Here is a 17,373-nt window from a genome sequence, read left to right on the forward strand (position 1 = left end):
CCAATCAATCCTATCGCAGCCGATCATTCGACAGACATACCCAAGGTGGGGCTGGCGATCATCACCGGCTCGGCAAACTGGGGACTGGCCTTTCCGGAGGATGTCGAAGTCGACGGCGTGCGCACCTTACAGCGCGATATGAGCTTTGAGACACCCTTTGGCCGCACCGACCACTGGAAGCTCATCGAGTTCGATGCCTCGATTACCGCCGAAGGCAAAACGAAACAGGCGCTATGTATGTATTCGCACGGCAACCCTCGCGACCATATCGACCATTCCTGCCATCGCCGCGCGTTCTGGGTGTTGATGAGCGCGGGTGTAAGGCAAATCCTGGCCTGCTCGACCATTGGCGCCGTCAACAAGGCGATCAAGCCCGGCGACATGGTGGTGCCCGCCGACATCATCGAACTGACGCAGACGCCGTTTTCACTGCTCCCTGGCCGCCAGAGCTTCGACTGCTCGGGCAAGCAGATCGTATGCCCAATATGCGCGGCCGCTCTGGTCGAAACCGCCCGCCGTCATTGGCCGTCCCAATGCCGCGTTCATGGCATCGAGCAGCAGCTGGTCGCTGCCCACTGTTACGGGCCGCGGCTAACAACTCCGGCCGAAGCCCTGGCGTTTCGAAGCATGGGAGCCGACGTGCTCAACCATTCGATCGCCCCCGAAGCGACCTTGTCGCGCGAGATCGGCGCCTGTTTCGTGCCTTGTGCGTTCGTGACGGCGGGCTTCAACGATTATATGGACCGCAATCGCCAGGAATTGCTTCAGGACGACGTGTTGCCAAGCCTCTCTATGACAGCATCGCGAGTTGCGCTGGAAACTGCCGCAAGATTACCGGCTGATCCGGAGTGCTCATGCCAGGGTTTGAAGTCGCCACAACCCGCAGAGCGCCTTACCCGGTTCTGAGGCAGCGAGGGAGTTTGACTGGTCACTCACGAGGAGCGCCTATATCGTCAAAGCAGTTGCGTCTGCGGGCGACCGCACCAAAATTGAGAGCGCCCCAAACGGCTTTCCGCGATCGGGACGTGTTACCGACCTCTCAATGATAGCCTCGCGGGTAGCGCTTGAGACTGCGGCGCGGCTTCCTGCAAATCCTGAATCTTGCCAGGGCCTGAAGTCGCCTCAACCAGCAGAGCGTTCCAGCCGTTTCCGAAGCCAAGGTCCGGTTCGAGCTACAGCGCGCCGGTCTATAGCTGTTGGGTCAGGAGCCAATGTCGACTTTCAGTTGGAACATCGTTGTTCGTCGTCGCGCGAGCGTCCGAACACCAATAGGCGACTTCGCGGCGGTCAGAACGCCTCCTTCGCACGGAACAGATGCCTACCGGCACCTACCTGGCGTCACGCGGATCCGCGCACGACCAGTCGTCCGGGAATGATCACCGTCTTCTTGGGCTCGCGGCCCAAGATCATGGCAACGGTTGCCTTCACCATTGCCTCGACGGGTTGTTCGTATGTCGTTAGATCATAGGCCGGCGCGGCAGCGAACAGCGTGTTATCGAAGCCCGCCACGGCGATGTCTGCCGGCACCTTCAAGCCGAACTCGCCGCGGATGACGTCCATCGCCCCGAAGGCCAGGACATCGTTTTCGCACAGCAGGACGTCGACGCGATCAGCGGGCGATACCTCGTTCAGATAGCGCCGCACAGCCTCCGCGCCCGAGGCCGCGCTATAATGGTGCGCCACCAGTTCCGGCATCTCGGCGATGCCGTGAGCCTTCCAGAATGCCTTGAAGCCCCGATGCCGGCCAAGCGCGGTCGACAAAGTCTTTGGTCCGGCCATGAAGCCCGGGCGTCGGTATCCTTTTCCATACAGATGCCTGCACAGGTCCTTGATGGCCAGGGTGGTGTCGCAGTTGATCGCAGGCACGCCGGGGATCTGGCTGTCGCGTGCCAGAACGAACATCGGGGCCGCTCCGTCCAGCCTGATATCCTGCAGCATTTCGGTTCTGAAAGCGGTGCCGCACATGATCACGGCATCCAGCTGGCGCTGATCGGCGTTGAGAAGCGCATGCACGTGGTCGAAATGCTCGTTGATGTTGATCAGGACGGCAACGAGACCTTCCGATTGAAGTTCGAGAGTTAGCCGCTCGAGGAACGACAGCTTGTAGGGATTTTCGAAGTCGTCGACGAGAACGGCCACTTGATGCGTAAGATTGGTCGCAAGGCTTCGGGCGAGCAGGTTGGGCCGGTAGTTCAGCCTTTCCGCGACAACCATGACCTTGGCACGGCTGCTCTCGGTGATCGACGCCCCCGGCGTGAAGGCGCGAATGACCGTCCATTTGGAGACGCCCGCCTGTTCCGCGACGTCTCTTGCAGTCGCCCTCTTAGCCATCACTCTTCCCGCCCGCGTCGTCATATGGAATGCCTATTTCATTTTACGGCAAAATGAAATGGACGTTGACATTCCTTCGCCCGCCGCTATGAATATGCACGTTTGCTACCGGTAGCAAAGAGGTAGCCAGACGGGAGCATCGGCGCGTGTGAATGCGCCGAAAGATGGAGGAGGGGCGCCGCCAAGCCGCGCCCATTTGGAGGAATCGAAATGAAATCGATAGTGAGGAAGCTTGCCTTCGGCGCAGCCGTGCTCGGCTGCCTTGTGACTGGTGCCCAGATCGCTTCGGCAAAGGACGTCAAGATCATCGTCGTCAGCCATGGCCAGGCCAACGACCCGTTCTGGTCGGTCGTAAAGAACGGCGTGACGGCGGGCGCCAAGGATGTCGGCGTCAAGGTCGACTATCGCGCGCCCGAGACGTTCGACATGGTGGCGATGAGCCAGCTGATCGATGCGGCGGTCAATCAGAAGCCGAATGGGCTGATCGTCTCGATTCCGGACGCTTCCGCGCTCGGGCCCTCGATCAAGAAGGCGGTCGCCGCCGGAATCCCGGTCATCTCGATAAATTCCGGCTCCGATGTTTCGCAGTCGCTCGGCGCACTCCTGCATGTCGGCCAGGACGAGTATAGCGCCGGCAAGGCGGCGGGAATGAAGCTGAAGGAGATGGGCGGCAAGACAGCCATCTGCGTCAACCAGGAAGTCGGCAATGTCGCGCTCGACCAGCGCTGCAAGGGCTTCGGCGACGGCTTTGCAGGCAATGTGAAGGTTCTGCCGGTTTCCAATGATCCCGCCGACGTCCGCGCCAAGGTGAAGGCGGCGTTGAGCGCGAACGGCGACATCGACACCATCATGGCGCTCGGCGCCAGCACCGCCGGCGAACCATCGCTGGCCGCCGTCAAGGATGTCGGCAAGCTGGGCAAGATCAATGTCGCCACCTTCGACCTTTCGGCGGACTTCCTGAAGGCGGTCGCGGCCGGCGACGCCGCCTTTGCCATCGACCAGCAGCAGTTCCTGCAGGGATATCTGCCGGTCGTCTTCCTGGCGAATTATGCGAAATACGGCCTGATCCCGGGCGGCAACGTGCCTTCCGGCCCGAACCTGATCACCAAGGACAAGGCGGCGCAGGTCGTCGAATTGTCGGCCAAGGGCATTCGCTGAATCAAGCATTGCCCAATGCCGATTGTCGACGGTCCCTCCCCGGTTTCGGGGAGGGCGCTCGACCGCCAGCCGCAAGTTCCGCAACACCGTCCGGACACGAGCACCTCGGCAACTTCGCACGCTATGGGGAGGAATCATGGCTCAGATCGAACAACAGAGCGCCGCTGCCGCGAAACCCGATGAGCGGATCAGGCAAGTCGGTTTTCTCACACATATGATGCGCCGGCCCGAGCTCGGCGCCGTCGCCGGGCTGGTCCTGGTGGTGGTGTTCTTCTTCTTCACCGCCGACCCCTCGATGTTTTCGCTTTCCGGCCTGATGACCATCCTGGCGCCGGCGTCGCAACTGGGGATCCTGGCCGTCGCCGCCTCGCTCTTGATGATCGGCGGCGAGTTCGATCTTTCGATCGGCTCGATGGTGGCCTTCACCGGCCTGATCTTCGGCGCGCTGTTGACCAATTTCGGTCAGTCGCTTTGGATCTCCATCGTCTTCACGCTGCTGCTTGCGGCCGTCATGGGCGCGGTCAACGGGCAGATCGTCATCAGGACGCGGCTGCCCTCGTTCATCGTTACGCTTGCCTTCCTGTTCATCCTGCGTGGCCTGACCCTGGTCGGCCTCAAATGGGCGACTGGCGGCTCGACCCAACTGCGCGGGATAGAGGATGTCGTCGGCGACGGATTGCTGAAGCAGGTGTTTTCGGGCGTCGCCTTCCAACCCTTGTTCAACTGGCTGGCCGAGCATGATCTCATCGAGAAATTCGACAATGGCGTGCCCAAGGTGACGGGTGTGCCGGTCTCGGTTCTCTGGTTCGTCGGGATCACGGGGGTCGCCACCTGGATGCTGCTGCGCACGCGCGTCGGCAACTGGATCTTCGCGGCAGGCGGCGATCCGGTCGCGGCGAGAAATTCCGGCGTGCCTGTCGACCGCGTGAAGACGGGGCTCTTCGCCCTGACGGCGTGCGCGGCGGCGCTCGTTGCCATCATCACTGTGCTGGATGCAGGCTCGACGGACGCGCGCCGCGGCTTTCAGAAGGAATTCGAGGCCATCATTGCGGCCGTCATCGGCGGCAGTCTGCTGACTGGCGGCTATGGCTCGGCGATCGGCGCCTTCTTCGGTGCCATCATCTTCGGCCTCGTCTCCATCGGCCTGACATACACCCAGTTCGACTCCGACTGGTTCCAGGTGTTCCTGGGCTCGATGCTGCTTCTGGCCGTCCTCTTCAACAACTTCATCCGCCGCAAGGTGACAGGGGAGCGCTGATCATGGCTGATGGCAAGACAGTGACCTCGCCGCCCGTCATCGAGGTCAACAACATCGTCAAGCACTATGGTTCCGTCATCGCGCTGTCGGGCGTTTCGATGAAGGTGTCGCAAGGCGAGGTGCTGTGCCTGCTGGGCGACAATGGCGCCGGCAAGTCGACGCTCATCAAGACGCTTTCCGGTGTTGTTCGTCCGACCAGCGGCGACTTCCTCGTCGAGGGCAAAAGTGTCAACTTCAACAGCCCTCGCGACGCGCTCGATGCCGGCATTGCCACGGTCTATCAGGATTTGGCGATGATCCCGCTGATGTCGATCACCCGCAATTTTTTCATGGGCCGCGAGCCGCTCAAGGGCATCCCGCCGTTCCGTCACATCGACTTCAAGCACTGCAATGCCGTGACGCATGAGGAGATGCGCAAGATTGGCATCGACATCCGCGACCCCAACCAGGCGGTCGGCACGCTCTCGGGCGGCGAGCGGCAATGCGTGGCCATCGCGCGCGCCGTCTACTTCGGGGCCAAGGTCCTGATTCTCGATGAACCGACTTCGGCGCTGGGCGTCGCCCAGACATCGATGGTGCTGAAATACATCCATCAGGTTCAGCAGAAGGGCCTAGGCGTGATCTTCATCACCCACAATGTCCGTCATGCCTATGCTGTCGGCAGCCGGTTCACCGTGCTCAACCGGGGCAAGACGCTTGGCACCTGCGCCAAAGGCGAGATCGGCATCGATGAACTGCAAAACATGATGGCCGGCGGCAAGGAACTGCAGACCCTGTCCGACGAGCTCGGCGGAACGATCTAACCTCGAACGGGATATTGATGATGACAACGGCCCTTGAGACCGCGGGACCCTTCACCTTGGCGGTTTGCGCGGAGATGGTGTTCCGCTCGCTACCTGTGCTCGATCGCCTCGCGCGGATCACCGAACTTGGCTTCGCCGCCGAGATCTGGGACTGGACGAAGCACGACATCGCCGCGCTTGCCAGGTCTGGAGCCTCGTTTTCCTCGATGACCGGCTATGTGACAGGCACGCTCGCCGATGACGCGGGCGCGGACGAGCTGATCAGGACGGCGAAACTCTCCATACCGGTCGCCAAGGAGCTGAATTGCCCGCGGCTCAACCTTCATGGCACGGGGCTCGACGGGCAGGGGCTGCCGGTCGTCAAGTCCGAAGACGTGACCGGCCAAATGTGGCTCAAGGCCCGCGATACGCTCAATCGCATCGCCGACCTTGGCGAGCAGGAAGGCGTGACCTTCGTGCTCGAGAACCTCAACGAGGCTGTCGACCACCCGAAAACACCGTTTGCCAAGGCGGCCGACACGATCGCGCTCGTCGCGTCGGTCAACCGGCCGTCGCTCAAGCTCAACCTCGACCTCTACCATGCGCAGATCGGCGAAGGGAATCTGATCGAGCTCTGCCGCCTTGCGCTTCCCCACATCGGGGAGATCCAAGTGGCCGATGTTCCCGGCCGCAACGAACCGGGTACCGGAGAAATCAACTACCCCGCCATCGCCCGCGCCCTCTACCAGATGGGCTACCGCGGCGTCATCGGCATGGAGGCCTGGCCGTCGGGCGACGACGAGCTCGCGCTCAGTCACTTCCGCCAGGCTTTCACCTGCTAGGCCACCCTTTTCTCGTCAATTGAATTTCGGAGTATCAAATGCCTGCCCAACGCCCCGTGAACATCGCCCTGATCGGAGCTGGCCGCATCGGTTCCTTCCACGCTGAAACCGTTGTGCGTCGGCTTGTCGACGCAAATCTGGTCGCGATCGCCGATCCGGCCGAGGGCGCGGCGCAGGCACTCGCCAGAAATCTGGACGTGCCAACCGCCGCGACCGACGTCTCGGCGGTGCTCGCCGACCCGGCGGTCGAAGCCGTCATCATTGCATCGCCGGCACGCTTCCACACCAGCCTCGCCGTTCAGGCGGCCGTGGCCGGCAAGGCCGTCTTCTGCGAAAAGCCTATGGCACTGACCCTCGAAGAGGCCGATCGCGCCATCGCCGCCGCGTCCAGCGCTCGCGTGCCGCTCCAGGTAGGCTTCAATCGCCGCTGGGATCAGGCTTTCGCCGAAGGACGCGCCGCGATCGATGCGGGCAAGGTGGGTACGCCGCAATTGATCCGGTCGCTGACGCGCGATCCCGGCCCTTATGGCGGCAATCCGGAAAAGACGCCACGGTGGACGATCTTCTACGAGACGTTGATGCACGACTTCGACACGCTTGTCTGGCTCAACCCCGCAGCTCGGCCGGTCTAGGTCACGGCAATCGCCGATGCGCTCGTGCGCCCCGATGCCAAGGACAAAGGCTTCCACGACACGGCCGTCGTCACAATCCGCTTCGACAACGGGTCGATCGCCGTAGCCGAAGCCAATTTTTCCGCCCTGTACGGCTACGATATTCGCGGCGAAGTCTTCGGTTCGGGCGGCATGATCACCATGGGCGACGTGCGCCGCTCGAGCATGACCCTCTTCGACAAAAACGGCGTCTCCAGCGATACGTGGCGGCGCGACACCGATCATTTCGTGCACGGCTACACCGCGCAGCTTGCCTCCTTCGTAGGCGCGGTTCGCAGCGGCGTGGTCAAAGGGCCGACCGGTCAGGACGCGCGCACCGCGCTTGCGATCGCTCTGGCATGCATCAAGTCGGTGGAAGAGCGGCGCACCGTGTCGATGAGCGAGATCTGAAGGATTGCGCGAAGGTGGTGGGACATGTCGGTTTCAGATCACGGCACCAATCGGTCGGCGACCTTTGCGGATCTGAAAGGAGGGATTGCTTGTCGCGAGCTCGTTTTCCCGCCGCAAGTCGAAAAACTCGCCGCCGTCGCCTTTGCGCGTCCTGAACTTCTGGCTTTCGACAGTGCGCTCGAGATTGCTGCCAGCGCCGGCGTCTCGAAGACGACCGTCGCCAGGTTCGCCAGGCTTCTCGGCAAGCGCAGCCTGAAGGAGGCAAGAAGCGTTTTCCGCGAGGAACTCCGACGGCGTCACGAAGCGGACGCTAGGCGGGCAGGTCAGTAGCTGCCATAGCGACAGGTCGATCACTTCCTTTCAGCAATATCAGGCTTCGGTGATCACGCAGTCACCGCCCGGTTGGGTGACGATTTCGTCGTGCGTCAGTCTGCCGCCGGCTGCCATGAATCGATGATGATTTGAATCGGAAAGGTGCACAGAGTGTCAGCGCGCAACCGCGTCGACATTCTCGTCGTTCCGGCTGACGAGGAACAGCCCGTGGCGCGCGCGCTGAACACAGTCTGAGTGGTCCGCAAGCTGCTGGGGCCGCTGCCGCACCTTACTTCGGCAACTTGGCGCCCCGCTTGCGCTGGACCAGCACGAGTGTTGCGTCATCCGGGTCAGTCGTGACTGTGAAGCCCATCTCGCGCTCGAGCTCGATTGCTGCGTGGTTTTCCCGGTTTTCGATCGACTCGATCATGTCGAGACCCTGCTCATCCGCGTGGCGGGCAATGTGGGCGAGCAACTCCCAACTGACACCCAGGTGCTTGCGGTCGTCGCGAATGCAGATTGCGACCTCGCCACGCCGGTCGGCCGGATCGCTGGCGAGCGTCGCTACCGCGATCAACATTCCGTCTGGTGCAAATGCAAGGAAGTTATGGATATGAGCATCATCCGAGCGCGTCATGGCAACCAGCCGTTCGTGCGAAACTTCCCGCACGGCGCCGAGAAAGCGGAAGCGCAGATCTTCAGGCGTCACATGGGTGAAAAACTCAGCCAATGCCGGCTCGTCCTCGGGGCGCGCGCCGCGCACTTGGAAACGGAATCCCGTGTGGGTGGTGAGCGTCTTGTTCATTGCATCTGATCCTTGGTCTGTGGTCAGGCTTCATCGCAGCGGCGAGGGCGGTTATTCGCCCATGTCCAAAAGCACGTCCTGCTTGAGGATTTCGATGCTGCGCAGGCCGAGCAGGCGAATGACGCCTTTGTCCTTCAGGCGGGTGAAGACCCGCGACACGGTCTCGATGGTGAGGCCGAGATAGTCGCCAATATCCAGGCGCGACATCGGCAATTCGACCTGGCGCAAGCCGCCCTGGCGTTCCGTCATGTCGACCAGGAATGCGGCGACCCGTTCGATGGCGTTCTGGCGGCCGAGGACCAGAAGATGCTCCTGGGCTCTGATCAAACCCTTGAGCGCCAGCGGCAGCAACTGGCGGGACATGTCCGTGGCCGCGGCGATCCGGACAACGCGGATACCGGTCGCGTTGATTGCCTCTGCGAAGAAATGATGCGTGGCGTCGGCCTCGAAGCCAAAAGTCTCTCCGGCCATATGAAAGGCGCTGATCTGCCTGCGGCCGTCAGCCAGCAGCCGGTACACACGCACGGCGCCGAACTCGACCTGGTAAAGAGGCCCGGCCTTTTCGCCCTGGGCGTAGATCTCCGTGCCGGCCGGGAAGAAGCTGACTGGTTGCGCCGTAGCCCCGTCGAGGAGAGCGAAAGGGCTCGGCTGTGTCGGCAGTTCAATCTTGGCGATCTGTCGAGCGTACATGGCTGTCTCCCCGGTTGGTCCGTGACACAGCAATCGCGCGAATCCGCAGATCGCGAAATTCGGTTATGTCCCTAAGGGATACTACCTAGTCAGTTCAGCCCGATTCGATGCACTGGCGACTGCATGGCCTTCCAGGGCCGCCCAATTTTGCAGAACTTGACGCACACACCTTGTCGAGCGTCTTCGACCATGGCTAGTTCCGCGATGCCATGCAGCCGGCCGATTGAGGAAATCGGCGTAAGGCAGGGCAGGCTCCGACCCTCGCGCCAGCCGTGCTGGCGGACGTCACCCACGCTTGGCTTTGGCCGTTTTCGTCTCGGGGTCGCAGTAGATGCCGTAGAGCGTCTGGAGTATGCGTTCCACCTCCTCCGAAGCCAGGCGGTAGTAGACCTGCTGGGCGTCGCGGCGGGTGTCGACCAGCTTCAATGCCCTGAGCTTCGACAGTTGCTGCGACAGCGCCGACTGGTTCATCGCGACAAGGTCCGCCAGTTCGTTGACGGATGTCTCGCCGTCCAGCAGGTGGCACAGGATCATCAGCCGTTTTTCATTGGCCATTGCCGCGAGCAGTTCGGATGCCTCGCGCGCCCTCTTGTCCAATTCGGCGACTTTCTTATTGCGCATATGAACACATTAGCATATTAACAGTTGCGCATAATATTAGCCCGATGCTGTCGCCTGTCAAGCCGACGGATCGATGACCCTGCGGGAAATCCACACTGGCAGGATCGTTTGACCCGCATCAAGTCGCAACCGGTCGCAAGGGCGCAAGATGAGCCAATGTCGCTGTCTGCGGCAGCGGCAAACATCGGCTCTGCACGCAAGCACCGCCGCAATGGGAGGATAGAGCATGGCGCATGTTGTGGTCCTGGGTGCCGGGCTGGGTGGTACCATCATGGCCTACGAGCTTCGCGACGAACTGGCGAGCGAACATCAGGTTTCCGTGGTCAACAATGGCAGCCACTATTCATTCGTGCCGTCCAACCCCTGGGTCGCCGTTGGCTGGCGCGACCGGCAAGCGATCGAAATCGACCTTGTTCCGGTGCTGGCGCGGCGCAACATCGGCTTTCATCCGCAAGGTGCCAGGCGCGTTCACCCGGTCGAGCGCACTGTGGAACTCAATGACGGCTCATCCGTCACCTACGACTATCTGGTGATCGCCACCGGCCCCGAACTGGCATTCGACGAGATCGAAGGCTTCGGGCCTGAGCACAATACCCAGTCGGTCTGCCACATCGATCACGCACTCAAGGCCAAGACGGCCTTCGATGCGCTCGTCGCCAAGCCCGGTCCGGTCGTCATCGGCGCGGTCCAGGGCGCGTCCTGCTTCGGGCCCGCCTATGAGTTCACCTTCATTCTCGACAAGGCGTTGCGCGACGCCAAGGTGCGCGATCGCGTCCCAATGACCTTCGTCACCTCGGAACCCTATATCGGCCATCTCGGCCTCGACGGCGTTGGCGACACCAAGGGCCTGCTCGAGAGCGAGATGCGCCAGCATCACATCAAGTGGATCTGCAACGCCAAGATCGACAGGGTCGAGCCGGGCAAGATGTTCGTCCAGGAAATCGCCGACGATGGGTCGGTCAGACAGGCGCATGAATTGCCGCATGCCTTCGCCATGATGCTGCCGGCGTTCCGTGGCGTGGCGGCGGTGCGCGGCATCGAAGGCCTCACCAATCCGCGCGGCTTCATCCTCGTCGACAAGCACCAGCGCAACCCAGCCTTCCCCGACATATTCGCGGTCGGCGTCTGCGTTGCCATCCCGCCGATCGGCAAGACGCCGGTTCCGGTAGGCGTGCCCAAGACCGGCTTCATGATCGAATCCATGGTCATCGCGACGGCCCGCAACATCGGCCGGCTGGTCAAAGGCATCGCGCCCGATGCCCAGGGCACATGGAATGCGGTTTGTCTCGCCGATTTCGGCGATTCCGGCGTGGCCTTCGTGGCGCAGCCGCAGATCCCGCCGCGCAACGTCAACTGGTCGTCTTCCGGCAAATGGGTGCACACCGCCAAGGTCGGCTTCGAGAAGTATTTCCTGCACAAGATCAGGACCGGCAAGGCCGAGCCCTTCTACGAACGCCTGGTGCTGCAGGTGCTGGGCATCGACAAGCTCAAGCAGATCAAAGTCGAGGCATCCGTGGATGTCCCGGCTGACTGACCAAGGTAAGCCGGCGATGGGGCCGGTTGGCGGGCAAGCGACAACCAGCGGTCGCCTGCGGCAAATTCAACACGAGCCCTTGCAGTCAATGATAAGTATTCGTATATTAAAATATAATCATATGCAAATGGAGATGACAATGTCCATCGACCGTTCCGTTCTGGCCTTCGCGGGCACCATGGTGCTTTTGTCCGTCGCGCTTACCGCTTTTGTCTCGCCGCTGTTCGTCTGGCTGACGGTCTTTGTCGGCCTCAACATGCTGCAATCGGCGTTCACCGGCTTCTGTCCGGCGGCGATGATCTTCCGCAAGCTCGGCGTCAAGCCTGGATGCGCGTTCTGAGGAAGGTCAAGATGCGCTCGTCTGTTCTGTTCGCCGCGTTGCTGGCTACCTCTCCGGCGCTTGCCGGCACGCTGACGCTGGCGCCGACCACGGTGACCGAATGGAAGGCGGTCTATGGCCGTGTCGAGGCGCGCGACACCGTTCCGGCGCGCGCCCGCATCGGCGGCGTTGTCGTGGAGCTGGCGATCACCGAGGGCGACATGGTCAAGGCGGGGCAGAAGATCGCCACCGTCCAGGACGACAAGATCGCCTTTCAGGTCGCTGCGCTCGATGCCGAGCTGCGCGCTCTGCGGGCACAGCTGGATACGGCTCAATCCGAACTCGAACGCGGCCAGACCCTGGTCGACAAGGGCGTTATTACCGCGCAGCGTCTCGATCAGCTGCGCACCGAGGTCGACGTCGCGCGCAACCAGCTTGCCGCGACCGAGGCGCAGCGTTCGGTGATCGTGCAGCAGGGCGCCGAGGGCGATGTCCTTGCTCCCGGCGATGGCCGCTTGCTGAACGTGCCGGTGACGCGCGGCGCCGTCATCATGGCCGGTGAAGTGGTGGCCACCATCGGTGGCGGTGGCGTGTTCCTGCGGCTGGCTGTTCCGGAGCGCTACGCGGGGTCGCTGAAGCAGGGAGCCGTCATCCGCATCAATGCCGGCGGCAAGGAGTCCGCCGGCCGGCTCGCCAAGATCTATCCGCAGATGGACAATGGCCGTGTTATCGCCGATGTCGAGGTCGACAATCTCGATACCAATTTCATCGATGCCCGGGTCCTGGTCGAGCTGCCGGTCGCCGAGCGCTCCGCGCTGCTGGTGCCGGCATCGGCGATCGAGACCCGTTCGGGGATCGATTTCGTGCGCGTCGCCGCCGGCGGCGGCGATGCCGAACGTGCGGTGGTCGCCGGCGAGCGGACCAAGCGCGCCGGCGGCGACTATGTCGAGATCCTGACAGGCCTCGCGGCCGGCGATGTCGTGATCACGCCATGAAAGATCCAGCATCGTTCGGTATTGCCGGCGCGCTGACGCGGGCCTTCATCGGCTCGCCGCTGACGCCACTGTTCCTGGTCGCGGCTTTCGCCTTCGGGCTGGTGGCGCTGCTGACGCTGCCGCGCGAGGAGGAGCCGCAGATTTCGGTGCCGATGGTCGACATCTTCGTGCGCGCGGACGGGCTGAAGGCCGACGATGCCGTCAAGCTGATCACCGAGCCGCTGGAGACGATCGTCAAGGGTATCGACGGCGTGGAGCATGTCTATTCCCAGACCCGCGACGATCAGGTGATGGTCACCGCCCGGTTCGTCGTCGGCACATCGTCGGACGCCGCGGTGCTGCGCGTCCACGACAAGGTGCGCGCCAACATGGATCGCATTCCCATCGGTGTGCCCGAGCCGCTGATCGTCGGCCGCGGCATCGACGACGTCGCCATCGTCACGCTGACGCTGTCGCCGAAGCCGGAGGCGGCCGCGCGCATGACTGCCAACGACCTCACCCGCATCGCGCGCGAACTGCGCACCGAGATTGCCAAGATCGACAATGTCGGCCTTACCTATCTGGTCGGCGACACCGGCGAGATCATCCGCGTCGGCCCGAACCCGGAGAAGCTCGCTCTTTACGGCGTCACCCTGCAGCAGCTCGCGGCCAAGGTTTCCGGCGCCAACAAGGCTTTTCCGACTGGGCGCGTGCGCAATCAGGGCGAGCAGATCGATATCGTCGCCGGCGAGACGCTGGCTTCGCCCGACCAGATCGGCAACCTGCTCTTGACCTCGCGCGACAACCGGCCCGTCTATGTCCGCGACGTCGCCGACGTCGCCTTCGCCACCGACACCGGTGAAGCGCTGGTATCCACGGTCACCAGGGCCGGCGCCGGCGTGGAGCGCGTGCCGTCGGTCACGCTCGCCATTGCCAAGCGCGCCGGATCGAACGCGGTCGCCGTCGCTGATGCTATCCTGCATCGGGTCGCCCTGCTCCAGGGCGGACTGATCCCCGGCGATATCTCGATCGACGTGACGCGCAACTACGGTGAAACCGCCAACGACAAGGCCAACGAGCTCCTCTACCACCTCGGCCTGGCCACGATCTCGATCATCGTGCTGGTCTGGGTCGCCATCGGCCGCCGCGAAGCCATGGTCGTGGCCGTCGTCATTCCAGTGACCATCCTGCTCACGCTGTTTGCCTCGCGCGTCATGGGCTACACGCTGAACCGCGTCTCGCTGTTCGCGCTGATCTTTTCCATCGGCATCCTCGTCGACGACGCCATCGTGGTGATCGAGAACATTTCGCGCCACTGGGCCATGGGCGGCGGGCGCGATCGTCGGCAAGCGGCGATCGAGGCGGTGGCCGAAGTCGGCAACCCGACCATCGTCGCCACCTTGACCGTGGTCGCAGCCCTGCTGCCGATGCTGTTCGTCTCGGGAATGATGGGCCCCTATATGAGCCCGATCCCGGCCAATGCGTCGGCGGCGATGATCTTCTCCTTCTTCGTCGCGGTGATGGTGACGCCGTGGCTGATGCTCAAACTCGCCGAACGGGCGCCGGTGCACGCCCATCAAGACCATGGCAATGGCGGTCCGCTCGGCCGCGCCTACACAGCCGTCGCCCGGCCGATCCTGGCCTCGAAGAAGGCGAGCTGGGCTTTCCTCCTTGCCGTCGGCGTGCTGACGCTTGGCTCGCTTGCGCTGTTCTACACCGAGCATGTCACCGTCAAGCTCCTGCCCTTCGACAACAAGTCCGAACTGTCGGTCACCATCGACCTGCCGGAAGGGTCTTCCGTCGAGGCGACCGATGCGGTGGCGCAGGCCGTCGCCGCCAAGGTTCTCGAGCTGGAGGAGGTCCGAACGGTCCAGACACATGCCGGAACGGCGGCGCCCTTCAATTTCAACGGCCTCGTCCGCCATGCCGTCCTGCGCACCGAGCCGCAGCAGGGCGACGTTGCGCTCAACCTGCTGCCGAAAGCGAACCGTACCCGCTCCAGCCATGAGATCGCGCTCGATGTGCGCCAGCGCATCGCAACGATCCCGGTGCCGGAAGGTACCAGCCTGAAGGTCGTCGAGCCGCCGCCCGGCCCGCCGGTGATGGCGACCCTGCTGGCCGAGATCTACGGACCTGACGGCGAGACGCGCCGCAAGGTCGCCGCCAGGATCGAGACGGCGTTTCGCTCCGTGCCTTTCATCGTCGACGTCGACAATTCCTGGGGCCAGCCTGCGCGCCGACTGCGCGCCACGATTTCGACCGACGATGCGGAGTTCTTCCATGTCGAGGAAAGCGACGTCTTCGACACGCTCGCCATCCTCAATGGCGGGAGGACCGTCGGCTATTCGCATCGCGGCGGCGGCCGCCAGCCGATCCCGATCCGCATCGAGCGGCCGAAGGGCGAAAAGACGCTCGACGAGCGCTTCCTGACCACGCCAATTCCGTCGAATGTCCTGCCCGGCGACCGCGGCGTGGTCGAACTCGGCGATGTCGTGCGAGTGACGCCGGAGCGCGCTTCGTTCCCGGTGTTCAGGCACAATGGCCGCGCCGCCGAAATGGTGACGGCCGAGCTTGCCGGTTCCTTCGAGGCGCCGCTTTACGGCATGCAGGCTGTCGGCAAGGCCATCGACGCTCAGGACTGGATCGGCTTGCAGAAGCCCACGATCGCGCTGCATGGCCAGCCGGAGGATGAAAGCCGACCGACGCTGTTGTGGGATGGTGAGTGGGAAGTCACCTGGGTGACCTTCCGCGACATGGGGGCTGCCTTCGGGGTCGCGCTGCTCGGTATCTACATCCTGGTCGTCGCGCAGTTCGGGTCGTTCAAGGTGCCGCTGGTGATCCTCACTCCGATCCCATTGACCTTTATCGGCATCCTCGGCGGGCACTGGTTGTTCGGCGCGCCGTTCACGGCCACTTCGATGATCGGGTTCATCGCGCTGGCCGGCATCATCGTGCGCAACTCGATCCTGCTGGTCGACTTCATCCGCCACGCGGCGTCGCCTGAAAGGCCGCTAAGCGAGGTGCTGATCAAGGCTGGAGCCATCCGGTTCAAGCCGATCCTGCTGACGGCACTCGCCGCCATGATCGGCGCGGCAGTGATCCTGACCGACCCGATCTTCCAGGGGCTGGCGATCTCCCTGCTGTTCGGCCTGGCGTCCTCGACGCTGCTGACGGTGCTGGTCATCCCCGCGATCTACCGGGTGCTGCGCACGTGAACGGGAACAGAGCGGCCTGTCGAATGCTTTCCTGTTGTCGGATCGATTTCAAGTGGCGCCGGAATGCAACGTCGTCGATTCGCGTCAGATCAAATAGACGCGCAGCGATTGTCGTTACGGTGAGGTGGATGGAGCTTCGCTCGCTGCCGTCCTTCACCAGCGACGAGTCTCTCGCAAATCTGGTAGCCTACAATTGAGGCGTCTGGCCGGCACAATTGGTGGCATCTACCATTGGGGTCCTTGCAGTAGTCATCCTTGTCTGGCCAACGATGGCGGATCGTGATCGCTCAAGGAGGGGTTAGATATGTCGACGTCCTTCCAGCCGATGCAGGCCAATTTTCGCGTGCAGGAGCTCTCGCAATGAGACGAATCGGCACTTTCCTGCTGGTCATGCCCATCACCATAGCGGTTATGGCCGGTGTGGCTTTCTTGAACTACAAGAACGAGCTTGGCCGTCAGCGGGACGCGGTCAGCCGAGGCAGTCTAATCGCCTACCTCGACATCGGCCCGATCGAATACGCCGACAGCGGTGCGGGCATTCCGCTGCTGTCGATCCACGGTGCCGGCGGCGGCTTTGACCAGGGTCTTGCCCTTGCCGCCGATCTTGTTGGGGGCGGCTTTCGGGTCATCGCGCCGTCGCGCTTCGGCTATCTTCGCACGCCCGTTCCCAGGGATCCCTCTCCAGTCGCGCAGGGCGACGCCCACGCGGCCTTGCTTTCTAGACTGAAGATTCCAAAAGCGGTGGTTGTCGGTGTTTCGGCGGGCGCCCGTTCAGCGGTCCAGCTGACACTGCGGCATCCGGACAGGGTCGCCGGTCTCATTCTGATAGTCCCAGCCCTCTATTCACCCAGCAGTCCGGTTGCCATCCACGTGGGTCGCGGCAGCAAGTTTGCATTCTGGGCCGTCAGTGCAGGAGGCGATTTCGCTTGGTGGGCCGCCGAGAATATCGCACCGTCGGCACTTATTCGGTTTGTCGGCGTTCGACCGGCACTATTGGCGGCTGCGCCGCAAGCGGAGAGGGTCCGCGTCATGAGCTTCGTCAGGAGCGTTGAACCGCTGTCGCTGCGCTTCGCCGGTATCAACATCGACAGCGCGCCCGAGCTGCATGAGTTGCCGTTGGAAAAAATCACTGCACCCACGATAATCATCTCCGCGCGCGACGATCTGTTCAATACGCTGCCCGCTGCCGAATTGACCGCCGATAGGATCCCCGATGCACGGCTGGTCGTCTACGACACCGGCGGACATCTCTTGGTCGGACGGTTGCAGCAGGTTCGCTTAGCAGTCCGCACCTTTCTAGTTGCCGCTGGCGTGATCCCCCCATCAGATCTGTGACCGATGTCGCCTTGGCGCCGGTTGGGTGCTGTCGCCCATCGAAAGCAACGGTTGGGCCGAGGGTAGAGCGTCATGCCGGCGCTCGCTTTCATAGCGACTGCCGAGCTGAGATTGCCGAAGCTAATGCAATGCATGT

Annotated in this window: 15 protein-coding genes and 1 pseudogene; 11 read left to right on the top strand and 5 right to left on the bottom strand. The window is 62.9% G+C overall.

Going from position 1 to position 17,373, the window contains the following annotated elements; genetic code table 11:
• Positions 1 to 45 precede the first annotated feature (45 nt).
• On the top strand, positions 46 to 906 hold the full coding sequence (locus tag FJ970_RS12195) for a 5'-methylthioadenosine phosphorylase (protein WP_224596102.1): 861 nt from the start codon (positions 46 to 48) through the stop codon (positions 904 to 906).
• A gap of 432 nt (positions 907 to 1,338) precedes the next feature.
• Here FJ970_RS12195 and FJ970_RS12200 read toward each other — a convergent pair whose 3' ends face one another.
• Positions 1,339 to 2,331, bottom strand: a complete 993-nt coding sequence (locus FJ970_RS12200; protein ID WP_140764910.1) for a LacI family DNA-binding transcriptional regulator — start codon at positions 2,329 to 2,331, stop codon at positions 1,339 to 1,341.
• 210 nt (positions 2,332 to 2,541) lie between these two features.
• Between FJ970_RS12200 and FJ970_RS12205 the strand changes: the two genes are divergently transcribed.
• From FJ970_RS12205 to FJ970_RS12225, 5 genes and pseudogenes are all read left to right on the top strand, one after another.
• Positions 2,542 to 3,489 (top strand): sugar ABC transporter substrate-binding protein, encoded by a 948-nt coding sequence (locus tag FJ970_RS12205; protein WP_140764913.1) that lies wholly within the window; start codon positions 2,542 to 2,544, stop codon positions 3,487 to 3,489.
• Between the two features lie 136 nt (positions 3,490 to 3,625).
• Positions 3,626 to 4,747 carry an ABC transporter permease gene (locus FJ970_RS12210; RefSeq protein ID WP_140764916.1) on the top strand — a complete coding sequence of 374 codons (1,122 nt, stop codon included), beginning with the start codon at positions 3,626 to 3,628 and terminating at the stop codon, positions 4,745 to 4,747.
• Positions 4,748 to 4,749: 2 nt separating this feature from the next.
• The gene (locus FJ970_RS12215) at positions 4,750 to 5,550 is read left to right on the top strand and encodes an ATP-binding cassette domain-containing protein (RefSeq protein ID WP_140764919.1); all 801 of its coding nucleotides are present in this window, start codon (positions 4,750 to 4,752) and stop codon (positions 5,548 to 5,550) included.
• Positions 5,551 to 5,570: 20 nt separating this feature from the next.
• Positions 5,571 to 6,371 carry a TIM barrel protein gene (locus tag FJ970_RS12220; RefSeq protein ID WP_140764922.1) on the top strand — a complete coding sequence of 267 codons (801 nt, stop codon included), beginning with the start codon at positions 5,571 to 5,573 and terminating at the stop codon, positions 6,369 to 6,371.
• A gap of 38 nt (positions 6,372 to 6,409) precedes the next feature.
• Positions 6,410 to 7,432, top strand: a pseudogene (locus FJ970_RS12225) (Gfo/Idh/MocA family oxidoreductase).
• A 33-nt stretch (positions 7,433 to 7,465) separates the two neighbouring features.
• Here FJ970_RS12225 and FJ970_RS12230 read toward each other — a convergent pair.
• The 4 genes from FJ970_RS12230 to FJ970_RS12245 all read right to left on the bottom strand — a co-directional run bounded on the left by FJ970_RS12230 (position 7,466) and on the right by FJ970_RS12245 (position 9,860).
• Positions 7,466 to 7,786: a hypothetical protein gene (locus tag FJ970_RS12230; protein WP_181178813.1), complete on the bottom strand. Its 321-nt coding sequence runs from the start codon at positions 7,784 to 7,786 to the stop codon at positions 7,466 to 7,468.
• A 247-nt stretch (positions 7,787 to 8,033) separates the two neighbouring features.
• Complete coding sequence (locus tag FJ970_RS12235) at positions 8,034 to 8,549, bottom strand: GNAT family N-acetyltransferase (RefSeq protein ID WP_140764926.1); 516 nt, start codon at positions 8,547 to 8,549, stop codon at positions 8,034 to 8,036.
• 51 nt (positions 8,550 to 8,600) lie between these two features.
• Positions 8,601 to 9,239, bottom strand: a complete 639-nt coding sequence (locus FJ970_RS12240) for a helix-turn-helix domain-containing protein (RefSeq protein WP_140764929.1) — start codon at positions 9,237 to 9,239, stop codon at positions 8,601 to 8,603.
• Positions 9,240 to 9,524: 285 nt separating this feature from the next.
• Complete coding sequence (locus FJ970_RS12245) at positions 9,525 to 9,860, bottom strand: ArsR/SmtB family transcription factor (RefSeq protein ID WP_140764933.1); 336 nt, start codon at positions 9,858 to 9,860, stop codon at positions 9,525 to 9,527.
• A gap of 226 nt (positions 9,861 to 10,086) precedes the next feature.
• On the opposite strand from FJ970_RS12245, the gene FJ970_RS12250 reads away from it, so the two are divergent.
• From FJ970_RS12250 to FJ970_RS12270, 5 genes are all read left to right on the top strand, one after another.
• Positions 10,087 to 11,394, top strand: coding sequence for an NAD(P)/FAD-dependent oxidoreductase (locus FJ970_RS12250; protein ID WP_140764935.1), 1,308 nt, complete (start codon positions 10,087 to 10,089; stop codon positions 11,392 to 11,394).
• 139 nt (positions 11,395 to 11,533) lie between these two features.
• Complete coding sequence (locus FJ970_RS12255) at positions 11,534 to 11,734, top strand: DUF2892 domain-containing protein (protein WP_140764937.1); 201 nt, start codon at positions 11,534 to 11,536, stop codon at positions 11,732 to 11,734.
• Between the two features lie 11 nt (positions 11,735 to 11,745).
• Complete coding sequence (locus tag FJ970_RS12260) at positions 11,746 to 12,708, top strand: efflux RND transporter periplasmic adaptor subunit (protein ID WP_227792097.1); 963 nt, start codon at positions 11,746 to 11,748, stop codon at positions 12,706 to 12,708.
• Positions 12,705 to 15,902, top strand: a complete 3,198-nt coding sequence (locus tag FJ970_RS12265) for an efflux RND transporter permease subunit (RefSeq protein WP_140764940.1) — start codon at positions 12,705 to 12,707, stop codon at positions 15,900 to 15,902. The genes FJ970_RS12260 and FJ970_RS12265 overlap by 4 nt, the downstream gene beginning before the upstream one ends.
• 360 nt (positions 15,903 to 16,262) lie before the next feature.
• Positions 16,263 to 17,237: an alpha/beta fold hydrolase gene (locus FJ970_RS12270; RefSeq protein ID WP_140764941.1), complete on the top strand. Its 975-nt coding sequence runs from the start codon at positions 16,263 to 16,265 to the stop codon at positions 17,235 to 17,237.
• The last annotated feature ends 136 nt before the right edge of the window (positions 17,238 to 17,373 follow it).

The organism is Mesorhizobium sp. B2-1-8, from assembly GCF_006442545.2.
GTDB lineage: Bacteria > Pseudomonadota > Alphaproteobacteria > Rhizobiales > Rhizobiaceae > Mesorhizobium.